At 54.3% G+C, this 26,452-nt stretch carries 35 protein-coding genes; 30 read left to right on the top strand and 5 right to left on the bottom strand.

The window, feature by feature from the left end; all coding sequences use genetic code 11:
- Positions 1–29: 29 nt before the first annotated feature.
- From HFD87_RS20435 to HFD87_RS20455, 5 genes are all read left to right on the top strand, one after another.
- Positions 30–419, top strand: a complete 390-nt coding sequence (locus tag HFD87_RS20435) for a hypothetical protein (protein WP_167423845.1) — start codon at positions 30–32, stop codon at positions 417–419.
- A gap of 103 nt (positions 420–522) precedes the next feature.
- Positions 523–660: a succinate dehydrogenase flavoprotein subunit gene (locus HFD87_RS20440; RefSeq protein WP_167423846.1), complete on the top strand. Its 138-nt coding sequence runs from the start codon at positions 523–525 to the stop codon at positions 658–660.
- Positions 657–1,226: a hypothetical protein gene (locus tag HFD87_RS20445; protein ID WP_167423847.1), complete on the top strand. Its 570-nt coding sequence runs from the start codon at positions 657–659 to the stop codon at positions 1,224–1,226. Before HFD87_RS20440 ends, HFD87_RS20445 begins: the two co-directional genes overlap by 4 nt.
- Positions 1,227–1,916: 690 nt before the next feature.
- On the top strand, positions 1,917–2,495 hold the full coding sequence (locus tag HFD87_RS20450; protein ID WP_167423848.1) for a hypothetical protein: 579 nt from the start codon (positions 1,917–1,919) through the stop codon (positions 2,493–2,495).
- Between the two features lie 121 nt (positions 2,496–2,616).
- Positions 2,617–3,438, top strand: coding sequence for a DUF932 domain-containing protein (locus HFD87_RS20455; protein ID WP_167423849.1), 822 nt, complete (start codon positions 2,617–2,619; stop codon positions 3,436–3,438).
- A 22-nt stretch (positions 3,439–3,460) separates the two neighbouring features.
- Here the strand turns inward: HFD87_RS20455 and HFD87_RS20460 are convergent, their stop codons facing one another.
- Positions 3,461–3,994, bottom strand: a complete 534-nt coding sequence (locus tag HFD87_RS20460; RefSeq protein ID WP_167423850.1) for a lytic transglycosylase domain-containing protein — start codon at positions 3,992–3,994, stop codon at positions 3,461–3,463.
- A gap of 613 nt (positions 3,995–4,607) precedes the next feature.
- Between HFD87_RS20460 and HFD87_RS20465 the strand changes: the two genes are divergently transcribed.
- Complete coding sequence (locus HFD87_RS20465) at positions 4,608–5,006, top strand: relaxosome protein TraM (protein WP_137230284.1); 399 nt, start codon at positions 4,608–4,610, stop codon at positions 5,004–5,006.
- Between the two features lie 41 nt (positions 5,007–5,047).
- On the opposite strand, the gene HFD87_RS20470 is transcribed toward HFD87_RS20465, so the two are convergent.
- From HFD87_RS20470 to HFD87_RS20485, 4 genes are read right to left on the bottom strand one after another with little or no spacing between them, the layout of a single operon-like run.
- Complete coding sequence (locus HFD87_RS20470; RefSeq protein ID WP_167423851.1) at positions 5,048–6,325, bottom strand: sensor histidine kinase KdpD; 1,278 nt, start codon at positions 6,323–6,325, stop codon at positions 5,048–5,050.
- Positions 6,322–6,774, bottom strand: a complete 453-nt coding sequence (locus HFD87_RS20475) for a molybdopterin-dependent oxidoreductase (RefSeq protein WP_137230280.1) — start codon at positions 6,772–6,774, stop codon at positions 6,322–6,324. Before HFD87_RS20475 ends, HFD87_RS20470 begins: the two co-directional genes overlap by 4 nt.
- Positions 6,771–7,205, bottom strand: coding sequence for an N-acetyltransferase (locus HFD87_RS20480; protein WP_137230278.1), 435 nt, complete (start codon positions 7,203–7,205; stop codon positions 6,771–6,773). Before HFD87_RS20480 ends, HFD87_RS20475 begins: the two co-directional genes overlap by 4 nt.
- An 11-nt stretch (positions 7,206–7,216) precedes the next feature.
- Positions 7,217–7,987 (bottom strand): helix-turn-helix domain-containing protein, encoded by a 771-nt coding sequence (locus tag HFD87_RS20485; RefSeq protein ID WP_167423852.1) that lies wholly within the window; start codon positions 7,985–7,987, stop codon positions 7,217–7,219.
- Between the two features lie 353 nt (positions 7,988–8,340).
- Here HFD87_RS20485 and HFD87_RS20490 point away from each other — a divergent pair, with 353 nt between their 5' ends.
- From HFD87_RS20490 to traF, 24 genes are all read left to right on the top strand, one after another.
- On the top strand, positions 8,341–8,544 hold the full coding sequence (locus HFD87_RS20490; protein ID WP_072008799.1) for a TraY domain-containing protein: 204 nt from the start codon (positions 8,341–8,343) through the stop codon (positions 8,542–8,544).
- 232 nt (positions 8,545–8,776) lie between these two features.
- Positions 8,777–9,196: a type IV conjugative transfer system pilin TraA gene (locus HFD87_RS20495; protein WP_235765175.1), complete on the top strand. Its 420-nt coding sequence runs from the start codon at positions 8,777–8,779 to the stop codon at positions 9,194–9,196.
- Between the two features lie 6 nt (positions 9,197–9,202).
- Complete coding sequence (traL, locus tag HFD87_RS20500) at positions 9,203–9,505, top strand: type IV conjugative transfer system protein TraL (RefSeq protein WP_167423853.1); 303 nt, start codon at positions 9,203–9,205, stop codon at positions 9,503–9,505.
- A 44-nt stretch (positions 9,506–9,549) separates the two neighbouring features.
- A complete protein-coding gene (locus HFD87_RS20505) occupies positions 9,550–10,149 on the top strand; it encodes a TraE/TraK family type IV conjugative transfer system protein (RefSeq protein WP_167423854.1) in 600 nt (199 codons plus the stop codon).
- 4 nt (positions 10,150–10,153) lie between these two features.
- Positions 10,154–10,891 (top strand): F-type conjugal transfer protein TraK, encoded by a 738-nt coding sequence (gene traK, locus HFD87_RS20510; RefSeq protein WP_167423855.1) that lies wholly within the window; start codon positions 10,154–10,156, stop codon positions 10,889–10,891.
- Positions 10,888–12,273: an F-type conjugal transfer pilus assembly protein TraB gene (traB, locus tag HFD87_RS20515; protein ID WP_167423856.1), complete on the top strand. Its 1,386-nt coding sequence runs from the start codon at positions 10,888–10,890 to the stop codon at positions 12,271–12,273. Before traK ends, traB begins: the two co-directional genes overlap by 4 nt.
- 11 nt (positions 12,274–12,284) lie before the next feature.
- Positions 12,285–12,818: a transcription/translation regulatory transformer protein RfaH gene (gene rfaH / locus HFD87_RS20520; protein WP_033774296.1), complete on the top strand. Its 534-nt coding sequence runs from the start codon at positions 12,285–12,287 to the stop codon at positions 12,816–12,818.
- On the top strand, positions 12,815–13,222 hold the full coding sequence (locus HFD87_RS20525; RefSeq protein WP_033774294.1) for a hypothetical protein: 408 nt from the start codon (positions 12,815–12,817) through the stop codon (positions 13,220–13,222). Before rfaH ends, HFD87_RS20525 begins: the two co-directional genes overlap by 4 nt.
- Positions 13,223–13,237: 15 nt before the next feature.
- Complete coding sequence (locus HFD87_RS20530; RefSeq protein ID WP_167423857.1) at positions 13,238–13,702, top strand: hypothetical protein; 465 nt, start codon at positions 13,238–13,240, stop codon at positions 13,700–13,702.
- Complete coding sequence (locus HFD87_RS20535; protein WP_033774290.1) at positions 13,695–13,874, top strand: hypothetical protein; 180 nt, start codon at positions 13,695–13,697, stop codon at positions 13,872–13,874. The genes HFD87_RS20530 and HFD87_RS20535 overlap by 8 nt, the downstream gene beginning before the upstream one ends.
- A gap of 98 nt (positions 13,875–13,972) precedes the next feature.
- Positions 13,973–14,668 carry a hypothetical protein gene (locus tag HFD87_RS20540; RefSeq protein WP_167423858.1) on the top strand — a complete coding sequence of 232 codons (696 nt, stop codon included), beginning with the start codon at positions 13,973–13,975 and terminating at the stop codon, positions 14,666–14,668.
- Positions 14,665–15,393 carry a hypothetical protein gene (locus tag HFD87_RS20545; protein ID WP_167423859.1) on the top strand — a complete coding sequence of 243 codons (729 nt, stop codon included), beginning with the start codon at positions 14,665–14,667 and terminating at the stop codon, positions 15,391–15,393. Before HFD87_RS20540 ends, HFD87_RS20545 begins: the two co-directional genes overlap by 4 nt.
- A gap of 180 nt (positions 15,394–15,573) precedes the next feature.
- Positions 15,574–15,954, top strand: coding sequence for a hypothetical protein (locus HFD87_RS20550; protein WP_033774287.1), 381 nt, complete (start codon positions 15,574–15,576; stop codon positions 15,952–15,954).
- A 107-nt stretch (positions 15,955–16,061) separates the two neighbouring features.
- Positions 16,062–16,604 (top strand): type IV conjugative transfer system lipoprotein TraV, encoded by a 543-nt coding sequence (gene traV / locus HFD87_RS20555; RefSeq protein ID WP_167423860.1) that lies wholly within the window; start codon positions 16,062–16,064, stop codon positions 16,602–16,604.
- 216 nt (positions 16,605–16,820) lie between these two features.
- Positions 16,821–19,466 (top strand): type IV secretion system protein TraC, encoded by a 2,646-nt coding sequence (traC, locus tag HFD87_RS20560; RefSeq protein WP_167423861.1) that lies wholly within the window; start codon positions 16,821–16,823, stop codon positions 19,464–19,466.
- A 14-nt stretch (positions 19,467–19,480) separates the two neighbouring features.
- The gene (gene trbI / locus HFD87_RS20565; RefSeq protein ID WP_132500202.1) at positions 19,481–19,927 is read left to right on the top strand and encodes a type-F conjugative transfer system protein TrbI; all 447 of its coding nucleotides are present in this window, start codon (positions 19,481–19,483) and stop codon (positions 19,925–19,927) included.
- On the top strand, positions 19,924–20,547 hold the full coding sequence (gene traW, locus HFD87_RS20570; protein ID WP_167423862.1) for a type-F conjugative transfer system protein TraW: 624 nt from the start codon (positions 19,924–19,926) through the stop codon (positions 20,545–20,547). The genes trbI and traW overlap by 4 nt, the downstream gene beginning before the upstream one ends.
- 263 nt (positions 20,548–20,810) lie before the next feature.
- Positions 20,811–21,236 (top strand): hypothetical protein, encoded by a 426-nt coding sequence (locus tag HFD87_RS20575; RefSeq protein ID WP_167423863.1) that lies wholly within the window; start codon positions 20,811–20,813, stop codon positions 21,234–21,236.
- A 58-nt stretch (positions 21,237–21,294) separates the two neighbouring features.
- Complete coding sequence (locus HFD87_RS20580) at positions 21,295–21,675, top strand: hypothetical protein (protein ID WP_167423864.1); 381 nt, start codon at positions 21,295–21,297, stop codon at positions 21,673–21,675.
- A gap of 166 nt (positions 21,676–21,841) precedes the next feature.
- A complete protein-coding gene (locus tag HFD87_RS20585; RefSeq protein WP_132500206.1) occupies positions 21,842–22,180 on the top strand; it encodes a hypothetical protein in 339 nt (112 codons plus the stop codon).
- Entirely contained in the window at positions 22,180–23,172 is a 993-nt protein-coding gene (gene traU / locus HFD87_RS20590; protein WP_109654180.1) for a conjugal transfer pilus assembly protein TraU, read from the top strand. The genes HFD87_RS20585 and traU overlap by 1 nt, the downstream gene beginning before the upstream one ends.
- Positions 23,173–23,181: 9 nt before the next feature.
- Positions 23,182–23,811, top strand: coding sequence for a type-F conjugative transfer system pilin assembly protein TrbC (gene trbC, locus HFD87_RS20595; protein ID WP_167423865.1), 630 nt, complete (start codon positions 23,182–23,184; stop codon positions 23,809–23,811).
- Positions 23,808–25,655, top strand: a complete 1,848-nt coding sequence (traN, locus tag HFD87_RS20600; RefSeq protein WP_167423866.1) for a type-F conjugative transfer system mating-pair stabilization protein TraN — start codon at positions 23,808–23,810, stop codon at positions 25,653–25,655. Before trbC ends, traN begins: the two co-directional genes overlap by 4 nt.
- Positions 25,652–26,449 carry a type-F conjugative transfer system pilin assembly protein TraF gene (gene traF / locus HFD87_RS20605; RefSeq protein ID WP_167423867.1) on the top strand — a complete coding sequence of 266 codons (798 nt, stop codon included), beginning with the start codon at positions 25,652–25,654 and terminating at the stop codon, positions 26,447–26,449. The genes traN and traF overlap by 4 nt, the downstream gene beginning before the upstream one ends.
- Positions 26,450–26,452: the final 3 nt, after the last annotated feature.

Here is a 26,452-nt window from a genome sequence, read left to right on the forward strand (position 1 = left end):
GTTTTAGTAACCATCAGAGGAGAACCAGCATGAACACACAGAACGTCAAAACCGCCGCAACCAAAACCACCGAAACCGGGGCTGAAGGGCAAAACATCAACGGCTTGGATCCGGCACTGGTTCAGAGCCTGGATTATCTCAGGTTATTGAAGTCGGAGAGCATGACCGAGGAAGAACGTTTTGAACTTCTCACAGGCACTCTGATGAATATGGCTGAAGAGGTTTGCAAGACGGTTACTGACTGGTCGCGCCCGCGCCCGATGATCCCGCTGGCATCATTTAAAGCGTGGATTGAGGCGGCACACATTGCGCACGGCTATCCAGACGGAATAGGCGATGCAGCATGGGGATACGCAAGCAATGAACTGGCTTTGATTCTCAAAGCCGGATACGCCATGCATAAAGCGGATATTGCCTGATGAGCGAAGTGCAGATGTAAAAAAAGCAGAGTTTCCTCTGCTTTCTTCACCGCCGGTATTTACGAGATACCGGCAACATCAAAACCAGAATCTGGAGAGATATATGATTTTTGACATGCAAATCGTCGCACATGCCATCGCGGTTGTAAACGCAATGCGCAGCGGCCAGCTGGCACATTTAGCGGCAATAGTGTTTTCACAGTGGATGCAGGTAGCGCGTCAGGTGGAGAAGCAGCCATGAGCCAGATTATTAAGCATCCACATTCCACAGCATTCACCAGCCCGATCCAGCAGGACGATATCACCAGAGTGATGGGCAAATACTGCCTTATTCGCCTGGATAATGGTGCAGAGTCCTTCTGGCACAATGGCCATTATGTCTGCGAGGCAAACGGTGCATATGGTGAAACGGGTGTGTCAGACATTGCCAGGCTGACCGCACGGGCGGGTGGTCATTCGTTACGGTGCATCGAGCTGCCGGTGCCTGATGGAGAGTGGTGCTGGGGTGATATAGCGGAAACACTGGCTCGCAGTGCCCTGAGTGAAACGGTACGGGCCTCCTGCATCGTGACGGGCTGCGTAACAGCGCAGGGCAGGGGGGTTCACTTCTGCAATCATCCGCTGCTGAGCGGCGACAACTCGAATCTGTGGTTTCCAATTGGCAACAACGAAGACTGGTTTGCGGCTGTGGAACGGATTCTGATCATGAACGGTTTAGCCGAAAATCTCACCAGTCTTTCACCGCTTCGTGACGGACCAGATTACATGGACTGGAAAGCGACCTATAACAGGAAGGTCATAATCTAGGGAGCTAAGGCCGGTTTACACCGGCCATTCTGTCCATGAGCGGGGTGCTGAACCGCGAAAAAAACCAGCAGGCCTTACAGGCCAGGCAAAACCCGGTGCTGACGCACCGGCTCTCCCCTTCCGCGCTCTCTGTAGTCTGCCAGTGATGCCGGGTGTCTCACTGCTGTCCGGATGGTGTTACCGGTTATGCCGGTTCTGGTGCGATGGCTGCCTTTACTGACTAAACATCAACTTCAGGGGCCGGGACATGGCCACCTTCGGCTCCCCGGCGTTGCCGGGTCGTCAGTCCTACTGCGCTAACCGGCTTTGCCGGTAAGCTCCGCCGAACCCCTTCGGGTTTCGGACATAGGGCCTGATGGCTGAAGTCAACGGCTGCAACCGGCTGTCGCCGGTGCGTTCACTGGCCCCGAAATCGGGGCCGCTGAAGACCGGACCGGCAAAGGGCCGCCGTCCGGTGCTGTGCCCTGTTCATCTCCCGCGTTCTGTTTCGTTTCCTGAATCCCTCGCCGTGCAGAAATCTGGCACACGGGCGCCTTCGCGCAAGGGACGCAAGCTAAACGGCTGCACCCGGTCCCTTCGGGCTGCGGCTTTGCCGTTTCCCTCTGCGCTCAGCCTGATCCCCGTGCGCCCGTTCTGCCCTCACGGCGAGGAACTCAGAGAAACATCGAATAACCACACGGGAGACACAACATGTCAAAGCTGAACGTCAACACCCCGGCTTCAGAATCTAAAGAATCATCTTCTTTAACGGCAAAACCATCAGAAGAAATCAGCTATGAAGCTATCCGCCGTGCCTTACGTCGCAGTCTATTTTTCAAGGATCATCCGCAGTTCAATGTGAACACCGCGGCGCTGCGTAGCGATTTTGCTATGAATCTGGAGTATCTGACGGCGGCAACCTTTACGCGCGAAGAGGCAGATTTTAATACGGGAAAATTCCGCTCAGGAATCGAGATGTTGCTGATTAACGCGCATGAAAAACTGCAGATCACGGTTTTTGTTTATGCTCCAGCGGCAGGCTCTGCACCGGAAACCTATGAAACCCGGATCGTGCATTCAGCTAATCCGATTGGTGAAGAAGAGTATGCGGAAAATACCGAATACCAGACTACTAACGTTTACAAAGCCGCAGGTGAGCTGAATGTTGCGGCGCTTGATCTGTTCTGGTCTGAGCATGAAGGGCTGATTAAATATGCGAAGCAAAACCTGCCCCGGACTAACGAATACAGCCCATTCTGCCACTGGCAATTTTCGCACCTGAGAGGATGAAAACACACTCCCCTGCAGCGCTCTGCAGGGGAGTGAGATATCTGATATTCAGCTAATCGCTGGCCGCTATATAAGCTTTCTGTTTGAAAGCTGACACTATTTCTTTATGAGGTAATTAATTATGGTCCGTTTTTCTTCCCGCTATGCAGCCCCCACTGCTATCCGTAAAAACAGCCCGCTGAATAATGATGAGCTGATGCGCATTGTTCCGAGCGCATTTTCAGCCGAAAAGCATGATTCACGCTCTGAGCGTTATACCTATATTCCGACCATTACACTGCTGGATAAACTGCGTGAAGAAGGGTTCGAACCTTTTTATGCCAGCCAGTCGCGCGTCCGCGACCCGGAAAGACGCGAATTTACCAAACACATGATCCGACTGCGCCGGGGAAATAATAACAGCGGCGAAGAGGTGCCGGAAATCGTATTACTGAACAGCCATGACGGCTCCAGCAGTTATAAAATGATCCCCGGTATTTTCCGGCAGGTCTGCACGAATGGCCTGGTGTGCTGGAAATCGTTTGGTGAAATCAGCGTGCCACACAAGGGGGATATTGTATCGCAGGTTATTGAAGGTGCTTATGAGGTGCTGGGCGTATTCGATAAGGTGGAAAATAATATCAGCATGATGAAATCCATTCAGGTTAACAGTGAAGAACGACGCCTGCTGGGCCAGCTGGCGCTGGAATATAAATATGACGGCAAAGAGCCGCCGGTATCAGCCGAGCGTATTATTAATCCGCGCGCCTGGTATGACAAAGGCACCGACCTATGGACCGCGTTTAACATCGTGCAGGAGAACCTGATTAAGGGCGGCTTAACCGGCAGAACGGCGAAGGGAAAAAGAACCACGACCCGACCGGTAACGGGCATCGACGGCGATATAAAGCTGAATCAGGCGCTGTGGAAGATGGCGGAGGAGTTCGCAAAACTCAAATCATGAAAATAACCCCGGCATGCCGGGGTTATTTTTTGTCACGCATTACGTCCGCAGCTAAGAAATTTTCAGGCGCGGGCGTTTTCTTATTCTGCTTCGCCATTGCGGTGTAAACCTCATCCCGTGCAATGAGCACGCGGTAAATACTCTTGATGATTGCAGCATATTCACGACGCTGTTTGATCAGCTTCGGACTCGGGCCGGTGTTGTACATCCCGACGCTGTCCCAGTTTCTGCCATACTGTCTGAAATTTCGCGCCTCGATCCACGCACCGGTATAAATGCAGATGCACGGATCTTTCAGCAGCCTTTCCCGCGTAATATCAAACTTTCTCAGCTGATTAAAGTGAGAGCTGTTTATCTGCATATTACAGACATCATGCGTGCCGCCGCTGCTTTTCGTATTCAGCGCATTATTACGCATGCGTGATTCCTGAATGGAATGTGCCATCAGGAGACGCGGATCAATACCGAAATCCTGACCGGCTTTTGTGAAACACATTTCCGGCGCAGCCTGCGCGCTGAATACAGCGGCAAGCGCGAGAGCAGCCAATAATTTCATTCTGATAATCTCACGTACGTGCGCGTAAAGCGCCAGGCGGGTTCGAGTGGAAAATACCCGCTCAGATCATCGCTTGCAAGATAATTCGTTACAGACGCGCACGTTGCGCTGGCGGGTAGGTGACGAACCCCGTCAGGGATATAAAGAATTCAGCTGGATAGCGTTATTTACCAAGCCGCTCTTCGGGGGTAAGATTTCATCACACCCCACGCAAGATTTCATCTTGCAGTTTTTTTATTTAAAATCAGAGCGTTACTGGAAATGCGTTATTGGGTTTAGCTCGTATGTCCCTGTTTTATCGTAGGTTACTACGACAAGATAGTGTCATGCCCTACGACATGATATCGTAGGTTTCTACTACCTGTTGTCATAGCTTGCTACGATGTTATATCGTAGGAGTGTTGATAATTAGTTCAATCATAGTGTTGCATATCGTACAGTGTCACACCCTACGACATGGTGGTGTCGCTTACGACTACCTGTATAAGACTCAAATTGCATGCACATTAGTGCTTCATAGAGCTGAAAGCGATGAAGAGTCGGACAGGAGAGCATGACACAAATTGGTAAAGTTATTATAAAAACCTAAATAATACGTTCAGGAGAAGAATTAATGGGAAGAATGGGTATCTACGTCAAAGATAAAATTGAAAAGGAAATCAGGGATATTTATCTTCTGGACATACAGAATGGAGCAAGTCCTGCTGAGGTCAGTCTTTCCTCCACATGTAATGAACTTCTCAGGTTAGGCCTGATTATGCACAAAGCTAAAAACACAGAAGATACGTTTAATCAGCGAGAGTTTAATCGTGAACTGCTTCGTAAAGTCAGCGGCAGTAAAGAAGGCATAATGATATTACTGACGATGATGACTGAGCTTTATGTCAACTCAACGGGAGGCGGGGGGACGGAGCGTATTGATTCCCTGTTGAGCCAGTACCTTACTGAAATAGACAACTCAGAAAGCGATGCAGATAACAGGCACTTCGTTAAACCAGACGAGAGTGAGTAATGGAAAAGAAGTCCGGGCACGGCGGACTTCTTTCAGGATAATTAAGACTCTTTATCAATTACAGTTACCGGTACTCTGATCATAAAGGTTGAGCCTTCATTGATTTGCGAACGTGCACTGATATCCCCCTTCATTGTTTTGAGATAACTTTTAACAATTGACAGTCCCAGGCCCAGACCTTGTCGGGTTTGACTCTCAGCGCCCTGATTGAATGGTTGGAAAAGCAGATTGAGTTTTTTAGTATCAAACCCGCATCCTGTGTCACTGACTCTTAAAAATAAGTACGACTTAGCCACTCTAAGTCGCACTTTAATCAACCCGGAATGAGTGTTTTTATTCGCGTTGTCAATAATGTTATGGATTATTGATATGATTTTTTGTTTATCAGCATTGATGAGAATCTTCTGCGGATATATGTTACATTCTATTTTATTGGCATTGCTTTCATTGTAGAGAGATAAGCCAGCATTTAAAGCATCTTCAATATAAAAGCTTAGGTTATTAACACCAACATTACCGATCTCGATTTTAGAAAACTCAAGTATTTCTTTTGTCTGCTGATAAAGCTTATTAGAATGATAAGTGATTTTAGCAAGGTATTTTTCAGAATTTAAAACATCCCCCCTCACATTGATCATATCAGAAGATAACTGGATTTTCTGAATAGAGCCTGATAGCTCATGATATATGGCTGAGATGAAGATATTTTTTCCTTTAATCGCTGAGTTTAGTTTTACGATATGCACCCAGAGTAAAATGATTAAAGTAAAAAGAAGGAAAATGCAAAAAAGTGCTGCAAGCTCTGTGTAGGAGGAGTTATCCAGTATCAATGACTTTATTGTGTTGAAGTTTCTGATTTGGATTTTATAAATAATTTCTTGCAGGTTAATGAGCGTAGGCTGCATCTTATTCATTTGCTCTAAGAGTACATCCTTCCTTTTTGAGGACGGTGTGGATTCATTAAGCCTGCTTAGTTCAGCGCTTTGCTTCTCAAGGAGGTTAAGTGCACTAAGGAAATCCGGCTCATAATAAAATGAGTTTATGCGTAATGATTTGTTTTTAAGAATTCTGACTTTAGAGTCAAAAACAGACTTCTTTGTTTTGAAATTGTCCGGGGTTTCTGTCTGGTAAACAGATGTTCGGGTTCTTTCAAATGCCAGGAAGAGGATTTCAGCCGTCGAGTAGTTATCAAGGTTTGGCTCAATACTTTTATACTGATTTTTAATTTCGTTGAATTTCTGAACAGTTAAAAAAACTGAACCTGAAAAAAAAAGTGTCAGTACTAAGCCAAGTACGACGGGAACTACCCTGCGTTTCATTTGATAACCTCAATCCTGTTTATCTGCCAGACAGTTTTGGCATTCACTTCCAGTTTGTTCAGTTCTGGATGCTCATCTCTGGGGTAGATTATGGCAAAAGGCCCCAGATCAGAAACCGGGATCAGTTGGCCATTTTTCCGGTATGCCAGGATAACGTGATATTTTATAAGCTCTCCCACTGGCAGGGTGTAGCTGTAGTCATCAAGGGCATATACTCTCAGAGATGATGCCTTAATCGAGTACTTTGATAGCAGCTCTGTGAAGGTCACGCCCTCGAAAGTAGCTTTGGGCGTGAAATTCGTAGCTGTAGTTATTGAAGTGACTGGTAGCTTGACCAGATCCTCAGTAGAGACAGTAATTTCTTTACTGCCGTCTGCCAGAACAAAGGAGTCAGCATACGCTGCTTTGGCCGAGATCGCAGAGAACAGAAGAGCTGTGAGTAACTTCATTTGGTCATTTTCCTTTTCTTCATAATCAACTGTCCATATTCATCGTGACCGCAACTATGCCAGCCTCTCGCTTGATAGAAGCGAGCAGCTGATGAGTGTTCATCAGTGGTCAGTTCAATCTCAGTGTCTCCCTGTTCAAAAAACCACTCAGTGATTTTTTCCAGTATCGCTCCCCCAACTCCCTGCCCCTGGTACTCTGGCCGTACAAACAGACCACCTATCAGTGCATGGGGTATATGAATGCCGAGGCCATAACCCACATAGCTATCGTCAATCTTGCAGATCCATCCACCACCCTGAGCAACGTCAGCCAGAATTACTTCTCTCTGCAGATACTCAATCTGATGGGCATGGACAAAGTTTTCGGTAACAGAAAACCTTATGTCGTACATTTCTTTTATATGTTCAGCTGTTAATTTTATTAATTCCATTTCAGTGCCATTTAAAAAAAGAGGTTTGCCAGCAATATGGAAGAAAGTATAAAAACACGAGTTGGCTTTTCAACCAGTTCAACTCCGTATTCCATAATGATTTCTCCTATCTCTCGCTCATGCTGATTCAGTTGTCCGGTGAGCAGGATTATCGGCACTGTCTCGCTTTTAGAGCGGATCTTCTTGATGACTGCCTCAGAGTTTTCGCTGTAGTCCAGTAACCAGTCAACAACATATCCATCATAATCTTCACTGTCGACCGCCTGCATCATTTCTTGTGCAGTCTCGTAAACCGACGCATCAATACCGTATCTGTTAGATACTGACTTTAATAGTTCGAGTAGTTCTTTATCATTATCGAGTATTGCCAGTTTCGGCGCAGGTAAAAAATCCATTCTTATTACCTGCTTCATGTCTTTACTGAATTTCACGCTTGTTGGATTTACTACATAATAATTTTTATGAAAGTATGCATAGTTAATGCCTGGTTCTTTAATATCAACCTTTTCCTCACTGACAACAATATTACATCTAACATGCATATCATTAACAATGAATATGCCGTTATATGGTTTTGCTTCATCAAGGGATTCGTGGAAATAATCATAAATCGATTTTAGCTCGCTATAAAAAAATCCTCTCTTACCATCGAGTTTTTGTTTGGCGCTCTGATATTTAATACCGAGGATCTCAGCCATTGTTGACGCCTGTTTCCTCTTATCGATTCCTTTCCGCTCAAAAAGTTCTAATACCTTTTTGAGGTTTTTATTAGATGTATCCAAAGTCTACTCCCGTCCATCGGTTACGTTTTACCCAGCTAACGCCGTGACTCAAGAATTTGGGTTAAACAAAAGATGATACACGAATGAGTATCTTTTGAAGGGTTTTTTGATCCGGTAACGTTATGTTTATTAAGGGTTTTTTCAATAAACTCAGTTTCTATATAGGAAAATACTCAAAAACAACTCGAAATAGTTTTCAATACATGCATAATTCTTTACAGAAACACATCACTACTGAGTTGCTTTTGAGTTGTTTGGTTGTGATTTTTAATCAGTAAGCGAAGCGATTATAAGTAAGTTTTAGCAGCTAAGTTGCTGAGTTTACTAATTTTTAGCCACATAAGAGACGCCTTATGGCCAATGCAAAATCCATCAGGGGAGGTTCAGTTTTAGTCCACCTGTCAGAGGAGACTAACCAGCTCCTAGTGGAATCATCGAAGCGTTCAGGAAGAAGTAAAACACGAGAGGCAAAAATCAGACTTGAAGACTCACTCAGATCATTTTCCGACCTAGCCGCCACCGGTCGGAGATTCGAATCTGCCACTGATCTTGAGTAGTTTTTGAGTCTTTTCGCCGCCTATGCCTCTCATTTAAATCTGTATATGAAACGCTGCTGTAAACTTACTGCATATAAGGAGGTGGATATACATAGCCCATTCTGAAACCGAAAATCATATTCGCTTAAAAATGTTTTTTCAGACTGCATCAGATATTACTGGTGCAGGATACTGCTCGCCATTTTAAAAATGGTGAGTCGTTTTTTATAACCTAATTCTGATTAAGGATTAAATGATGCAAACTTCGACTTTCGCTTCCGTTAAAACGGATAGCGTGGCGGTAGCATTGTCTGATGTCTGCCAGAAACCCATCTCTGGTAAATATTTATCTACTAAAAAAATGGTGAAAGGTTTTGTCCGTACTGCCTGTAAAAAAGGTTATCAGCATCGCGCAAATGTAACCCTGGTAGCCCTCGCAATGCTGTGCTTTGCGTTGCCACATCTTGCAGGAGCTACTGACCTGCTGGCCGCTCAGAAGCAGGATGCCAAAGACACGTTCGGTCATGGCAGTACTGTTGAATGGGGGTTTTACATCGGCGAAATCATCATCTCGATTGGCGGATACATCAAAACGCGCAACCCGATGCTGTTCGTCGGCGGTCTGGCTTTCCTCATCGTTATCACCCGCACCTTCTTCGCCCTGGCCGGTTAATCCCGCATGGACGGGGAATCGCTTAAGTACCAGTTCCCGGAAACCCTCAATCAGCAGAAACGCCTTGGCGGACTCCCCACAGAGGAGGCCGTGCTCATCCTTGCGTGCGCGGGCATCGGTCTGCTCTGCGACATGTTCATTGTAATGCTGATTGTGGCAGGCACGCTCTGGCTGTTAGTCCGTCACCTGAAGAAGGGGCAGGGCACCTGGTGGCTCATGAACCTTCTTTACTGGTACCTGCCGACCGCGCTGCTCCGGCTGCAGTTCCGCCGCGTGCCCGACTCGGGCAACCGGCACTGGATGCAGTAACCCGCGCGCCATCTTCGGATGGCGCTTATTAAAAGGATAACGCTATGAAGTATCAGGTCCGGGAGGGGCGCAACCGGGTAATCATTCTGGCCCTGTGCGCACTTTCGCTGCTCGTGTTTATTCTCGCCGTCAGCAACGTCGTCACCGGCGCGCTGGCGTGGCACTTTGCAAAAAAGCAGAAGACCCTAACCACCCCGATGATGTTTGACCGCCCGTTCATCTCCGATTCCGCCTCCGGAGACCCGGCCTTAAACGGCATGCTGGTGCGCTCTTTCGTCAATCTCCGCCTTTCCGTCACACCTGAAACCGTGGACAGCCAGCACGCTGCCCTGCTGCGCTTCGTTCCCGCTGAGTACCGTGACGACATGAAAAAGCAGCTCGCCGCCGAAGCTGAGTACATCAAAAACAACGGCGTCTCTTCCGTGTTCCGCATCGATGACGAAATCACCGACTCCACCACCGGTGACATCACCGTGCAGGGCACGCTGAGCGCAAGCACCACTAACGGCAACCTGAATATTTCACTTCCGGATGCCAGTAAAGCCTACCGGCTCAGCGTGCACTACGTGGACGGCCTTATCCGCCTGACGGCCTTCCCCGAGGTGCCCTGGACTCAACCTGAACGCCGCCCGCAACAGGACTGAACCGATGAAAAAGACCCTTTCCGCCCTGGCCGTTGCCGGCGCGCTGGCGCTGCTGCCTGCCGCCGCGCAGGCAGCCGTACCCGGCCCGGCCGGGACCCCGTTTGAAAATAATGCGCACCTTAAGGCGCAGATGAGTAACACCAGTCCTAACAAAATCATCATCGACGGCGAACTGATTACCGGTATCACCGGTCCGGACAATGCCTACCTCAAAAGCAACACCGCCGACGGCGCGCTGCTGATTACGCCACAGACCGGTCAGGACTTCACCATCTTCCTGGAAACGGCCTGTGGCGTGGGCGTGTCGATCGACGTGTCACCCAAACCCGGCAACGGCCGCACGCTGCACCTGATACCGGCAGATGTGCCACTTAAGCCTAACCCGGACGCGAAGGTATGGGAGGAGAGTCAGCCTTTCCAGAAAACGCTGGTAAGTGTTGCGCGCAGCGTGGTCAGCGGCGAGGTGCCGGACAGTTATACCGAGGTAAAGGCCTCGCGCGGTCCCGCGTATAACCCGCCTGCGGGCGTGCTGCTGACTCCGGAGCGTCAGCTTGCCGGCTCTCACCTGCGGGTTATGCGCTATCGCATGAAAAACACCGGCTACGTGACGCGGCCGCTGAGCGAAAAGCAGTTCTGGCAGAAGGGCGTGCGCGCGGTGATGCTTTCAACCCGCACGCTCTACGCTAGCGGTGAAGGCTTTGTGTGGGTGATTTTCTCGACTGACGCGGAGGGCGGGGCATGAGCAACATCAATACCGCCACGCGCCGGCGCCAGTGGGTGATTGCCGGCGTGGCCGCCGCGGTCATGTTGGCCGTTGGCGGGGGCATCTGGGCGTACTCACACCATCAGGCCGAACTGAACCGGCCCGCGCCGAAAGCGGCACCGAACCTGACCGGCAGCCTGGTGAACACGTCCTTTACCGAAGGGGTGGCCACCTCCGCGCTGCAGCAGCAGCAGAACAAGACCGCCGGCCTTGAGCGCGACCTCGGAATGCTTACCGGCACGCTGAAAAGCCAGAATGAAGAGCTGCAGAAGAAGCTGAACACGATGGCAGACGCAATTAGTCAGCTGCAGATGCAGCAGGCGGGCCGGCCGGCAAATGGCCCTGCAGCCACCTCGCCGGCGACAGGCACTACTCCCGTTAATGCACCGGTCTCCACCGGGCAGTCTGGTCCGGCACAGTGGAGCATCAACAATCCCGGTAGCGGACCGGCCGCCGGACAGGGCGGGAAATTTTACCCGTCGCAGGGTCAGGCCTTCTATCCCGGCGCTGGCACGGTGCGTCCGGGCGGTCTGAGCCGCGATACCTTCACCTACGCTGCGCTTACTGAGAAAAAAACAAAGCTTCCCTGGATACCCTCCGGCTCCTTTTCTGAGGCGGTCATGATTGAGGGGGCTGACGCCAATGCCAGCGTGACTGGTCAACAGAACACCGCCGCAGTTGTTATTACGCTTGTTGGAGATGTCTCTATGCCAAACGGTAAAACGTACAGCATGGACCAGTGCCGCGTTACCGGAGAAATCTGGGGTGACATCTCCAGTGAACGTGGCGAAGTCCGTACAAGAAACATCAGCTGCATCCTGAAGAACGGTAAGCACATTGATATGCCGTTTAAAGGGCATGTTGCTTACCAGGGCAAACAGGGGATTCGCGGCAAACCGGTAATGCGTAATGGTGTAATTGTCGGATACGCCGGTGCTGCCGGGCTGATGTCAGGCTTCGGTGAGGGAATACAATCCGCCGCCACACCTACGGTCGGGCTGGGTGGCAGCGCCTCGGTGGGCGCCGGTGACATCTTTAAACAGGGCTTCGGTGGCGGTGCCAGCAAGGCGGCTGACACGCTGAGCCAGTACTGGATTAAGCGCGCCGAACAGTATCACCCGGTCATTGATATCGGCGCCGGCAACGCGGTCACAGTTGTGTTCCAGGATGGCTTCCGTCTGGAAACGATTGAGGATGCCGAAGCTGAAAAGGCGAAGCAGGAGGCCCCGCAGGCCGCCGTGCAGCAGGCCTCAGCAACTGCACCGGCAGTCAGCAACAGTAATGGCAGTGCGCCTGTTCTGAATCCTGACGAAGTTCTGCGTCAGGCCAGCCAGCTGCGCCTCGGCGACACTATTAATTAAGGAGATGACAGATGAAACAGTGGTATGTACTCAAGTCGTTATTTAATCAGGAAAAACGCGCCGAAGCCCATCTGCTCAACCAGGGGGTGGAATGTTACCTTCCGCTTTTCACCTGTCAGCTTGTTGCCGGGGGAAGTGTTAAACCGGTTAAACCCCAGCCACTTTTTCCTGGCTATCTGTTTGCACGATTCGATCCTGAAGAAATTCATACAACGACGATTAAAGCAACGCGCGGAGTCTCAACCATAGTCAGCTTTGGCAATCGCATAGCAATCTTGGGTGATGCGGAAATGGAGCGCATGAAGCGCGGAGCTGATTCGGCCGCGCAGGCGGACATGCAGGCCCCTGAGCATGGCGATACAGTTCTGATAACAAATGGCACGTTTGAAAACATGCAAGCTATCTGGCATGAGCCGCAGGGCGCAAAGCGCGCAATGCTTCTCCTGAACCTTATGGGAAGACTGGTTGAGCTCGATCTCAAAAAGGTCAGGTCTCAAAACATTCAGTTTCGTAGGACGTCAACTCACGGGCCGGTGGCAGCATGAAGGCACTGATTAAACGCTGTCGTCATCCGGATAGCAGAGTTCACCTTTATGTGGTTCTGATTGCAGTCATGCTGGCGACTAACTTCATCCTGTCCGGTCTGACGATGCGTGAGGGACTGACCGGTTTCCCGGGCTTTCCGGGCTGGCAGGTCTGGCGGCTGGCCCTGTTAACGTCTCCCGTTATTATTCTGCTGGCGTACCTTTTCAGGGATTTAGCGGGCGTGACCTTTTGGGTGATGGCAGCGTGCTGGCTGATACTGGCGGCATTTTATCTTGTCTGGGGGGTATGGTTCTGGGCGATGCCAGTCCCCAGCCCAAAAGACATCTTATTCTTTGCAGGCTTAACCACCGGTATCGCGTACTTTTTTACGCTGCTCTTAACCCTGCTTAACCTCAGATTCTGAAAAGGGGCCAGTCGCATGATGCTAACAGCCCGGAAGAAACGTCGCCGGAAACTGGCGCAGATACGATACCTGGTGGCCTGCTGGAAGGGGCGCCATCTGCCGTATGGCGGCACGCTGGCGACCTGCGTGCTTGCCGGTCTGGCGTTTGCTTTGCTCTGGCGTGAATACGCAGCAGGCTCAGAGTGGGCGGGCGCGGCACTGGTTATACCCGTATTCGTTGCTGCAGCGGCGGTTATCAGACGCCTGCGGGAGCCGCTTAACTGGCAGGACCTGCTTGCCATCAGGCTTGAGGCGTACACGCCTCTTGACCTTCCTGCCTGGCACGAGCTGCAGCTGGCAGTTAAGGAGGCCGGTTTTATTGAGGTACCCGTACTCGAGCTCTGGCTTAAAAAAGAGACCGGGGCCGTGTTTAAACCCGCCCGGCGTGATTTTGCCTTTACTGAACGTCAGCCTGAAGAAGGGGTAAGTGAAGATGACTAAACACAGACAGCGTGAGCAGCATATCCGGCTCTGTGCGCTGCGGCTTCGTTACCGGCGCGCCTGGCAGGCACAGGCGAGCAGCTGCCATCTGGCCGCAATGCTGACCGAAATCGAGTCGGTTCGTCAGCGTCTGGCTTCTGATAGTCCCGGGCCTGAAGATTTAAACAGATGAGAGGACTGCGCCTGACCATATTCAGCCTGCTCTCCGGTATTCCTGTCAGCCCACACATCATCAGGAGAAGAGTTGTGGTAACAGATAAAGTTAAAAAGATGATTATGCTGCTGTCAGTCATGCTGCTGTCGGCCTGTGACAATCAAAAAGCAGAGTTCGACGCCACACGGACCAAAGCCCTGCAGAATCCTGATCCGTGGCAGGCCTGGCAGCAACTGAATGCTGAAGGCGAAAAGGCCTGTCCGGAAAAACAGGTTTTACCATCCTGTTCTGGAAAACTTAAAACTGACTACCGCAACCTCTCGTTTTCGCTCTATCGCAAAGCGTTAGACCAGCACTCTTATGCGGCTTTAACCGATCTGTTTATGCGGGATGAGCCACCGGCCGAACTAAGATCCCGGATGCCAGCATTTGCTGCAGAGCTCATTACCGTTGCCGATCATTCATCGGGTGACCGCGCATCAGCAGAGATACTTGCAACCGCGGCTCATGTACTGGAACGCGGTAAGTGGGTGCAAAGAGATAGTGTCCGCGCGGCCGCTTTTTTTGCCCGGGCGTGGCTTGCAGATGACACACAGGCGCCAGCCAGTCTGAGCCGTCTTTACAGTGAGCAGCATGATGAGGCCAGCGCACTGCTGTGGCGGCTTCGCTGTACCGGAGACTGTGACAGCAGCCAGGCGCCATATGATGATTCTGCTTCACTAAGTCCGAGGCAGATATTACGCATTCAGTCTCTCGCGCAGGACCGAAGCATTATCACCGTGAACGGGCAGGCCAGCTGGGAGGCGAAATGAAATATCTTCTGAAAGGAGCGCTTATTGCGCTTTGCTTTTTGCAGTCATTGCCGGTTATGGCGGGCAGTTCCTCTTCCCGATCATCGTTTAAATCGTCAGCAGGTTATGCCGCTCGCAGCCCGGCTTACCGGAACTCCTTCACAGGCAGTACACCTGTTTATAAGAGCTTCACGCCCGCAGCCGGAAGCAGTACGGCAACGGGCAGAACTGACAGCAGGTCACCTGGAGCAAAACTTTCACCTTCAGCACCTCAGTCTTTGCAAAACCGCAGCGGCCCACAACCTTCTCCTCAGCTTCAGACCATCATCAGGGAAAAGGAAGCCAGCGGACCAGGCTGGCTGGGTACGGCAGGACTGATCTGGTTACTGAGTCAGCATGACCTGTCATCCAGTGATCGTGAATGGATTAACAATAGGCTCCGCGAGGAAAACAGTGAAAACCCACAACCTGTTACTGAGCAGTCTGACGTCAGTTTTCAGTGGTCAGTTCCGGCAACCTTTACAAATGGCCAGTCTGCGAAGATTGTGATTGCGGCCGTTCGTCACGGCAAAGTGCTGCTACCCGACTGTGAACTTGGTGACATAAAAAGTGTGCATGAAAATAACGCTGCCGTACTTAACTGGACTCCGGAACACACGGTTTCGGCAGTAGCGACCTGCAAGGCAGATGGATGGGTGGATCAGCGTCTGCTAGCCGTCAGCCAGCCGCGTGTGGAAACCCGGTAAATCAGCTTCCACGTATCCCGCTGACAGTCCACCTTTAATAAGAAGACAGTTCGGAGCCTATGCTGCCGGCTGGGACTGCTATCGCACAACACTACAAACAATACTTTCGCCTTCACCAGGGCACCCTGCGGCTCCATGCGCACCTTTCTAAACAAAACCTGATTTTTAACGAGGATAATAATGGTCCACGATGAAACCACTCCTGTTCCGGACTCGCTGCTAATCCGGATTAAAGACGGGCGGCAATCCAGCGGCAATATGCTGTTCCGGCTTGAAAGGTTTAACACCCGACCGATTCCGGATGCGGCAATACGCCCGCTGGCAGAGAATTTCGGATACATACCCGCATTCACAGACATCACAATTGAGCAGCTTGCGACATACATCGCTGACGTCATTCGTCAGGTTTCACCCGGCATGCTACATGCTGATATCTGGTCGCAAACAAAAGCGCCGGTAAAAAACATAACCGCAGCCTGCCGCGATCGCGTCATGAGCGAAGATGAGTTTAAGGACTGGCAGATGGTTAACACCTTTATGAAAGGTAAACATACTAGCTGAACCAACCTGTTTTAGTGCCTTCACCAAGGCAACCCGCACCACCCGATTAGCTCGCACCTTTTATCTCCCTGACTTATCGCGGCCCGGCCGCCACTGAGGACCCCACCATGCAGAAACTCTTTGCGTGCGCACTGCTATGCGCGGCGCTGACCGGCTGCGCCGGCATGAACTCTGATTTTGACTGTAACAAGACCGCGACCGACCAGTGCCTGTCGATGTCCGATGCCAGCAGGCTTGCATCGAAGCATCAGAGCCTGGACGACCTGACGGCAGCTAAGGAGGCCGGCCCAAAGCCTGTCGCTGAGGCGTTGGCGACGCCTGGCAACACGAAGCCCGCTGTCAGCCCTTACCGCCCGTTAAGCACGGCAACGACTACCGTGCGTCTGGTTAAAGGGCAGAGCGCGACCACAGACAACCTGCGGGCATCCACGTTACCGGTCCGTACCGGTGCCACAGGTCCTGTGGTCCCGGGTGACTACAGCGGACCGGGACAGGTGGATGCCCGCCGCATCCCGGACGCTACACAGCGCCTGTGGATTGCGCCCTGGGTGGACGAGCAGGACAGCTTTCATCAGCCCGCCGTGGTGGAGTTCGTGAAGCAGAAGTCCCGCTGGGACGAAGATTTCCGCGTAATCAGCGAGGGGGAGTAATGAAAAAGCGTTTTTCATTCAGCAGTGCCTGTGAACAGCGGGCGCCCGCATCGTCTGCAGCTGCGCTGCATCACCGGGTCAGGCCCGGACTGATGTTCGTGGATGTGCCCCCTTATGGACACGTCTTTACGCACAGTACGCCTGGCGCCGGAAAATCCGCGCACTTCCATACCCTGATAAAGGCCGCGCTTAAAAGAGAGCGCGCCGGAGGTCTGCATGATCAATAACGTTATCGATCACCTCACCGGCATCTTCAGCAGCAGCCGGGATGAGGGCGGTGCCAGGATGGCGCGCCAGACGCTGCAGGAGAGCTTCAGCTACCCGTCGCTGACCAGCCTGCTGCCGTGGCGTGAGTTTGATGAAAAGTCCGAACTCTTCATTAACAGCCGCTCGGTCGGCTTTATTCTGGAGGTGGCACCGCTCGCCGGCGCGAATCAGCAGGTGGTACAGGCGCTCGACGACCTGCTGCGTAAAAAGCTGCCCCGTAAAACGCCGGTCACGGTGCTGATGGTGGCCAGCAAGTGCGTGGGCGACATGCTGGAAAACGGGCTGAGCCGCGACATGTGGAAGGGTGACATGGCACCGCGCCTGAACGCCATTACCAAAGCCTTCTGGGAGCGCTCGGCGCTGAAAGGGCTGGCCAACGAGCGTGAGTACCCGCTCTATCTGCGTAACTACCGCGTTTTCCTGGTGTATGCACACCCCGGCACCGGCGGCATCAGGTCGATGGACGCGGTGACGCAGGTGCGCGAAACGCTTCGCGTCTCAATGCTGGCCGCCCACATGGACACGCGCCGCGTGGGACCGACGGAGTTTTTGTCCGTCATCCGCGAGCAGCTGAACTACCGGCCGGGGCAGGTTAGTGTCGGCAGCGAGCACTGGAACCCGGAGCAGGAGCTGCACCGCCAGTGCGTGGACACCAGTACCGAAATGGAGGTTCATCCGGATCACCTGAAGCTGACCACAGCCCGTCAGCACAGTGACCGGGCGGTCAGCGACAGCAGCGACAACGCGGTGGTCAGCACGCGCATCGTGAACATGCAGCTGACTAAGGTGCCGAAACGGTTCGCACTCTGGCAGGCAGCTGACAACCTGCAGAACATGCGCTTTCCTGACCTGGGCATTCCCTGTCCGTTCCTGCTGAGCTGGACCATCTGCGTTGAGGATCAGGTAAGCAGCCAGAATGAGGCGTTCCGCAAAGAGCAGGATATGGGCAAGAAGGCCAACTCCTCCTACGGCAAGCTGTTCCCCAACACGCAGCGCACCTATGAGGAGTGGCGCGACCTGCGCATGGGGCTTGCCAGCAACGAAATCGCCATGTGCAGCTTTAACCTCAACCTGACGCTGTTCACGCCCGACAGTGACAGCGAACAGCAGCGCTGTGAACTCTCCGCTATTAACGTGTTCCGAAAAAATGACCTCGAAATGTCCGCACCCCGCTATCAGCAGCTGCGCAACTGGATGACCTCGCTGCCGTTCGTGATGCAGGAGGGGCTGTGGGACGACATGAAGCACATGAACGCCACCCTGCGCTGCAAGAGTTTTAACGCCGTCAACCTGATGCCGGTCGTGGCCGAGCGTCAGATGGCAGCATCGGGCAGCCCGCTGCCGACCTATCGCAACGCGCTGGCCTTTTTTGACATGTTCAGCGAAAGCAACGGGTCCACCAACTTTAACATCGCGGTGACCGGCACCACCGGGGCGGGAAAGAGCTTCTTTATACAGGAAATCCTGCGACAGGTGCTGAACGCCGGCGGCTTCGGCTGGGTTATCGACATGGGAGGCAGCTATAAGAACTTCTGCCGGCAGGCGGGCGGCGCTTACCTGGACGGTGCGACGCTGCGTTTTAACCCGTTCGCCAACGTGCGGGACATTAAAGAGTCCGCCGAGGGTATTCAGGGCCTGCTGACCGTTCTGGCGAGCCCTAATGAAGCGCTGGATAAGGTCAGCGAAACCATCCTGCTCAAAGGTGTGGTGGCGGCTTATGAGGCGAAGCAAAACACAGCACGTATTGATGACGTAGTGCTGTACATGAAGTCGGCGGCGGTGAAAGAGGAATATGGCCAGCAGCCGACCATCATGAACCGCATCAACGAACTGGTGCTGCTGCTGGACCGCTGGTGTACGTGGGGAGCTAACGGCGACTACTTCAACTCGGATAAGCCGACGCTCGACGGCGACACGCGCTTTGCCGTACTGGAGCTGCTGAGCCTGGAGAACCAGCCTCACCTGCTCTCTGCAATCCTGTACTCGCTGATCCTGGCAATTCAGGAAAAGATGTATCACTCGCCGCGCAGCCTCAAAAAGGTCGCCATTATTGATGAGGCCTGGCGCCTGTTCAGCGGCTCTAATCCGCACGCGGCCCGTTTTATCGAAACCGGGTACCGTACGGTGCGCCGCCACCGCGGGGCATTCATCACCATTACGCAGGGCATCAAGGACTTTACCGGCACCAAAGACCAGGCAGCACCGCCGGCTGCCGCTGCGGCATGGGACTGTTCGGGCACCAAAGTGACCCTGCTGCAGGATGCGAAAGCGTTCAAAACCTACCTCAATTCCAACCCGGATCAGTTCAGTGAGGTTGAAACGCAGGTTATCCGCGGCTTCCAGCCCGCGCGCGATACCGGCTTCAGCTCGGTGATGATCTCAACGGGTGAAAACAGTTCGTTCCATCGCGTCTTTGTTGACCCGGTCACGCGCGCCATGTTCAGCACCCGCGGCGAAGACTACCAGTACATGACGGAGGCGCAGAAGGCCGGGGCGACCAGCGAAGAGGCTGCATACCTGCTGGCCTGCGAGCCTCACATGTACCAGGCCGAGATGCAGGAACTGGAGCGCTGGGCAGGCCTGACCACTGCTTAAAAGAGGATTAAACGATGCAGGAAGAAAGACAGCCGTCTCAGCAGGTGGCCATAGAAAACGAGGATAACGCAGGGATGAGTGACGGCGCTCGCGTGACCGCGTCAGCGCGGCTGATGCGCAGCCGAGGTGCCCGGCTGGCGGCGTTCGCCGCGCTGGTCATTGCGCTCAGCGCTGGCGTCAGTGCGCTGGTTGCTAAGGCCGTACAGCCCGATTACGTGGTGTTTGATATGAAAGGTACTATCGATACGTTTCGGCAGCAGACGGCGCAGCAGCCGGTGGAAAAGGGGGCGCTGGAGACACTGACAAAGCGGTTTGGCGCCGCGCTGGACGCCAGCCTCTCTGACTGGCAGGCCGCACACGGTGGCGTCATCCTGGTGAAGGGGGCGGTGGTTGCCGGCGTCACAGACATTACCCCGGTCATTCAGGCTGACATTGCCCGTCAGATGCAGGGGGCGCAATGAGGCTGCTCGCCACAGTGGTTGTTCTGCTCGCCACAGTGGTTTCCGGTTCTGCGCGGGCTAAAGATCTCGGCACCATCGGGCATCTGTTTCCCATCGCCGAGCCGGACCTGCTGACCTTTATCGGGCAGCGCCTTAAGGGCATTGAGGACAGCGGCGAGATGGACCGCCTGCAGCGTGAGGCCGAAGCCCGTGTGAAAGCCCACGCCGTGCGTCCCGCGCCGGTGGCCGGGCTGACGCCGGCGAGGACGGACCGTGCGTTCCTGTATGACCCGACCTTTACGGTGCGGGAAACCATCCGCGACATGCGCGGCAACGTCATCGCCCGGGCGGGCGATAAGGTTAATCCGCTGGACAGGGTCGCCTTCAGCGAGACGCTCTACTTCGTTGACGGTGACAATCCGCAGCAGATGGCGTGGCTGAAGCTGCAGATCACGGGCCAGCAGAACTTTAAGGTCATCCTGGTTAAGGGCAACGTGCACGACAGCAGCATCGCGCTGGATGAGCCGGTGTACTTCGACCAGTACGGCACGTTAACAACGAAATTCGGCTTTGAGCATACGCCGGTGCGCATCACGCGCGCGGACAGGATGCTCCAGGTAGAGGAGGTGGCACTGAAATGAGTGATAACACGCCGTATGATCTTGTGCAGAGACTGGTAAATGACTGGCAGCATTCTGCGTCGTCATCCGAGGCCGCACCCGTTCAGCTGCACGCGGAGCCGGTGATGCAACCGGTATGGACTGATCCTGTCCCGCCTGCCTGTCGTGCCGAAATCTCACTGGCACCCGAGAGCATAAGCGCGTTTACGGCAGGCTTGCCGGCCGTGGGTGGTTTCATTGTTCTCATAGCGCTGGCCATCGTTATGGTCAGGGCTGGCAGGAGAATGACTCCCGAGAGTCCGGACCCGATGCACGTGGCTTTCGGCTTATCATCTCCGGCACCGTTTGGCAGTCGCGAGATGGCCGAACTTGCAGCTGCTGAGGCGAACTGCCATTACTGGCAATTCATGCTGGCGGCATTTGGCGGCGCGCTGGAGGCTGAAGGGTTTGCGCTTCGTGCTGAGCCGCAGTCAAAGGTTCTGCTGCCCTATGCAGTCCGGACCCGCGTGGGTATCGCCATCGTAAAAGCGCGTTCCCGCTACCTGAACCCGCGCCAGAGCGACGAAGCTGCAGAGGCGATGCTGTGGGATGCCGAAGAGGATGACTACACCGGCAGCTGGACAGATTGCTGTCAGCGGGGAGCCGAGGCAGCTGGCTGGTACGTTGTCAGGCGTAGCGGTCATACCGCGGATAATGGTACGGATCTGTAGCTGACAGCGGCTGGTCTATAATTCTGCGCGTGAATAATCACTTTAAGGGACACAGGCAATGAGAACGCTGACGTTAGGATTTCTGCTGCTGGCTGCCGGCCATGCCACAGCCGCTTCGTCATTTACGCAGGAGTGGCCGTCATGCGATATAAAGGCTCAGCATGACGTGAAGGGGGAAAACGGCGGCAGTATTAAAGACCCGCTTCAGGCGCACATATCGGTACGCATTAACGTGCTGCAGGCCGATATCGGTAATGCCCGCAAAGCGCGTCACCTTACGGAAGCGCAGTCTGAACAGCTATGGCAACAGGCTGGCCGCGTCAGAAAAGATGCTGACGGCTACGTAAAGCAACAGGGCTTTCTGAGTGCGGCTGAACGTGCCAGTTATGACCGCGAACTCGACGATGTTGCCGGCAGACTGTGCCGCGCGGTGAAGTAAATCCTCCCCGGGTGGCTGCGGCCACCTGAATGCCTTTTCTGCCCGCAGTGCGCAGGCTGTTCGTTCCTCGCGCTGCTGCGGTACGCCTCAGCCTGCACCCCGCAGGCAGGCCCGTTTAACGTCTGACCCCGGCAGTTCCGCTGCCGTCTTTATGGAATCTCACCCTATGACACACCCTGCTGAAATATCGGCTCAGCCGGTCGTGCGCGATCGCTGGGGCGGCTGGACGCATCCTGAATTTTTTGTGCCCGCTGACGGCAATGAATATCCGCAGCCCGGCGAGTTTGAGGCCTGGCTTTCCGCACATAATCTCGCTGCCTCCTTCATCTGGATGGAAAACGACGTACCTGGCTGGTTGATGAAGACATTCTGGAAAACAGGTAATTGCAGCCAGTGGCAGCCGTCCGGGCCCGCAGGCGGGGGATGGTTTGTTGGCAGCATTCACGACACAGATGACGGTCCGGTGTGCGTCTGGCTCCGTAACAAAATGCAGGTCAAAGATTAATGAAACGTTTCCTTCTCATAATGTGCCTGCTCACGGCAGCGGTCATGGCGAAGCCTGTCATGGCAGCGACCAGTAACGCCGGCGACGGACGCTGGGTGAACCCGATCAGCGACGTTTGCTGGAAGTGTCTGTTCCCGATGTCGCTGGGCAGCATCCAGCTGGCATCAGGCGCGCACCCGGATACTCCGAACCCTGCCTCGCCGATTCAGATGTGCCCGTACGGTATTTTTTACCGGCTGGGTCTGGCCATTGGCTTCTGGGAGCCGCTGGCGCTGACCGACGTGACGCGCGAGCCCGGCGTCATGGTGAACATGGGCGGCTTCAAAATTAACCTCGGCCGCACCGGTGCCGGACGCGGCGGGCAGAGCGACTCACCCACACCCGGCAGCTTCTATCACGTGCACTGGTACAAATATCCGCTGATTTACTGGCTCAACATCATCACCAGTACGGGTTGCATGCAGACCGGTGACATGGACATCGCGTATCTGTCTGAGGTCGACCCGCTGTGGAACGACAGCACGCTGGCCATGATCCTGAATCCGGAAGTGGCGCTTTTCAACAACCTGCTGGCGCAGGGCGCCTGTGCGGCTGACTCGATTGCCTCCACGGCGGGCGTGCCGCTGGACCCGCTGTTCTGGTGCGCCGGCGCACAGGGGTCGATGTATCCGTTTACGGGCTTTACCAGTAATGAGTTTTCGCCGCTTGAGGCCTCCCTGCTGGTCAGCGAGCGCATGGCCTTCAAGCTGCACCGGGAGGGACTGGTGATGGAGACGGTCGGGGCGGACGTGGCGGTCTGCTATCAGTATCCGTCCCCGATCATCCCGAAATCACGCTGGCGTTATCAGATGGTGAATATGTACCCCGAACCAAACGACTGTCATCCGTTCGGCACAACGACCCAGCTCTGGGGCTCTGTACACAACTCACCGGCTACGAAAAAGAACTTCGGCTACCTCATGTGGCGAAAGCGTAACTGCGTTTATCTGTAAGGACTCACCATGAAACAACCTCTGATTACGGCGCTGCTCGCGGGCGCCGCGCTGCTGTGCACAGAAATGGCGAATGCCGCTGAGCAGCCGGTCGTGTCAGGCAATGACATGGCGTACATGAAACAGCAGCAGCGCGACCTGGAACTGTTCAAAAGCCAGCTGAAGGGCATGAATATCACGCTGCCGGATGCGCAGCAGGGACGGGTCTCGCAGCTGCAGAACGAAATTGCCGCCGCGCAAGCGGATCAGAATAGCGCTGCGCGCCCCACGCCGCGAGCCGTTTACTTCGTCAGTCTGGGTATCCCGGAGGAGGGGCTGCTGCCGATGCTGGCGGATGCGCGCCGCTTCGGCATACCGGCTACGCTGCGCGGCCTGCTGAACAACGACTTCCGTCAGACCGCGGAGACGATGTTTGAACTGTCTAAAAAAGATAAGCAGGCCGGGGTGCAAATCGACCCGACCCTGTATGAGAAATACAACATCAGGGCCGTGCCGGCGCTGGTCGTCACCTGCGGCAGTCAGTCTGACGTGCTCTACGGCAGCCTGCCGGTTAAGCAGGCGCTCGAAGAGATTAAGCAGCGCGGCGACTGTGGCAGTACGGCCGCGCAGCTGCTGCAGGATGCGGAAGGTGCAAAATGAAGCGAGTCCTGCTGCTTTCTTTATGTCTGATGGCGTCCGGCGCATTCGCAGATGCGGTAAGCGACGCTTACAACGCGGGTGCAGGGTATGCTGGCTCAAATAAGGGACAGGGAACCTCTGCCGCTAAAGGGACTGACCCGGCGTCAGTCATTCCGGGCTACACAGCCAATCCCCCACAGGGCGGCTATTACGGCGGCGTGCAGGGTGGTGACGGTGGCATTGCGGATAAAGGGCAGACACAGATCGGAAGTAACGAAGCGGGACAGGCGGTCACGGATTCTTCAACGAAGAACCCACCTGTAACCATCGATCCCAACGCTGACTTTATCCAGAACGGCAAGAACGCAGAAGCCAACAGCGGCTCCATCGTGGACGGTACTAACAGCCAGTGCACCACGAAAGTTGTTTCAAAGTCGGTATTCGAAAACTTCACGTGCGACAGGGACGTGGCGCAGGTCCAGACCTGTGCCCGCACCGGCAGCGTTATCGTCACGGGCTCAAGCCATACGGAAACCCGGACAATGAATATGCTGCTTAAAAACGCGCGCCGAACGGGCAACCAGGTAATAGTGGATTTCACATTTTCTGAAACGGCCACGCTCATCAGCGGCAGCACGCAACTGGTTTATACCCCGGCCCCGTCCTACAACTCGGGAGCCGATTACGTCACCTCGATACTGAACAACAGCGTCACGCTCCGGTACGGCAAGGGAGCCGACAGCCTGGGTATCGCGGGGCTGCAGGTTAACGCGGGTCAGGTTTACTCTGCGGTGATTACACCTAAAGGGTCACGTCTCGATGCCACCATTAATACGCTTATTAAATACATCAACGACGGCACCACGCTGTTCCACCTCGACGTAACATTTAACGTAACCGTATCGGATAAAAAGGCCGACACGACCTGGTCCGAAAGCTGCAGCTTTGATAAATCACAGGCCACCGCCAGCACCGGCAGCGTCTGCACCGACCCGGGCGGCTCCCGCTCGGTTACCTCCGACGGCCAGACCTACACCCAGACGCAGGGCTGCTGGCAATACCAGGACAGCTATATCGTGCCGGTGAACTCCACCGGTAACTGCGCTCAGCTAATGTCTGACAGGAACTGCACGATTGCTGCCCGCGGCTGTACCGAAGCGGAGGTAGGAACGTGCATACATGAGCAGGATACTTACCAGTGCCAGACCACCTACAGCTCTCAGGGCCTGCTGTGCGGCGGCGAGTACCTCTGTCAGAGCGGCGACTGCAACGGGACAGACGGTGCCGGCGACAGCGGCTTTGATACCGCCGTGGCCAAACTTGCCGGTCTGGCCTCCGCCGGTGATGACGTCAAGAACGGCGACCAGATCGACATCAAGGCCTTTACCGGACAGGCGCTCTACTGCCGCAAGGCGATGGCTGGCTTTTCGAACTGCTGCGTTGATACCGGATGGGGGAACAGCTCGGGGCTGGCCAACTGCAACAGTGACGAAATGGCCATCGGCAAGGCGAAGGCTAAAAAGGTCACCGTACTGGTCGGCGAAGCCTGCAATAAGGCCGTGCTCGGGGTGTGCGTGCAGAAGAAGCAGGCTTACTGCGTGTTCGGCGGGAAGCTCGCCCGCATCATTCAGGAGCAGGGCCGACGCGATCAGCTGCACGTCAGCTTTGGCAGCGGAGACTCACCGAACTGTCGTGGCATCACGGTTCCTGAACTGCAGGCCATAAATTTTGATCTGATTAACTTCCAGGATTTCTACAGCGACCTGATGGCCAACCAGAAAATCCCTGACTCAGCGACGATGGTTCAGCAGGCTAAGGACCGCATTGCCGCGCAGGTTAACGCGCAGACAGGAGGTAAAAAATGAAACCACTGCTGATTGCCCTGCTGATGGTGGCGTGCACGGGCCTGGCCGTGGCGGACGATGCGCCGCCCGCTGACGCGGTGGTGACGCCGGCCGACCCGTTTACCGGCTGGCACTGGTACAACGAGCCGAAGAAAAAGCCGGACACGCCCGCGCCGAAACCGCAGCCTGCGCCGCAGGTACCGGACTTCAGCAGGCTGTCACCGTCAGAGCAGGCGGACGTTCTGAAAGGCTATACAAAGGAGGCGCTGAATAACGCCATCCTTCATCCGTCAGCCGAGAACACCGCCACCTTTCTGCGCTGGCAGAAGTTCTGGACCGACCGCGCCTCGATGTTCAGCCAGTCGTTCGCCGTGGCGCAGCTCGATCATCCGGACCTCGACTACAACCTTGATCACCCGCACTACAACAGCACTGCGCCGCTGCAGCAGGCCCGGGATCAGGCCGAGCAGACCGCGGCGATAAGTAAGCTCTCAGGTGAGTACGGCCTTTTCTACTTCTACCGCGGCAGTGACCCGATTGATGCGCAGATGGCAGGCGTGGTGGCGGACTTCGCCCGCCTGCGTCACATTTCGCTGATACCGGTGAGCGTGGACGGCACGGTGTCCCCGCAGGTGCCCGACAGCCGGCCGGACGCCGGTCAGAGCGCGCGCATGGGCATCAGCCACTATCCGGCGCTGTTCCTGGTTGACCCGAAGTCAAAAAGCTTCCGTCCGCTCGCCTACGGTTTTATGACGCAGGACGACCTGGCGAAGCGCTTTCTTAACGTGGCAACCGGCTTTAAGCCTAACTTCTGAGGA

Origin of the sequence: Pantoea sp. EKM21T (genome assembly GCF_011800405.1) — a bacterium.
Lineage (GTDB): Bacteria > Pseudomonadota > Gammaproteobacteria > Enterobacterales > Enterobacteriaceae > Pantoea > Pantoea agglomerans.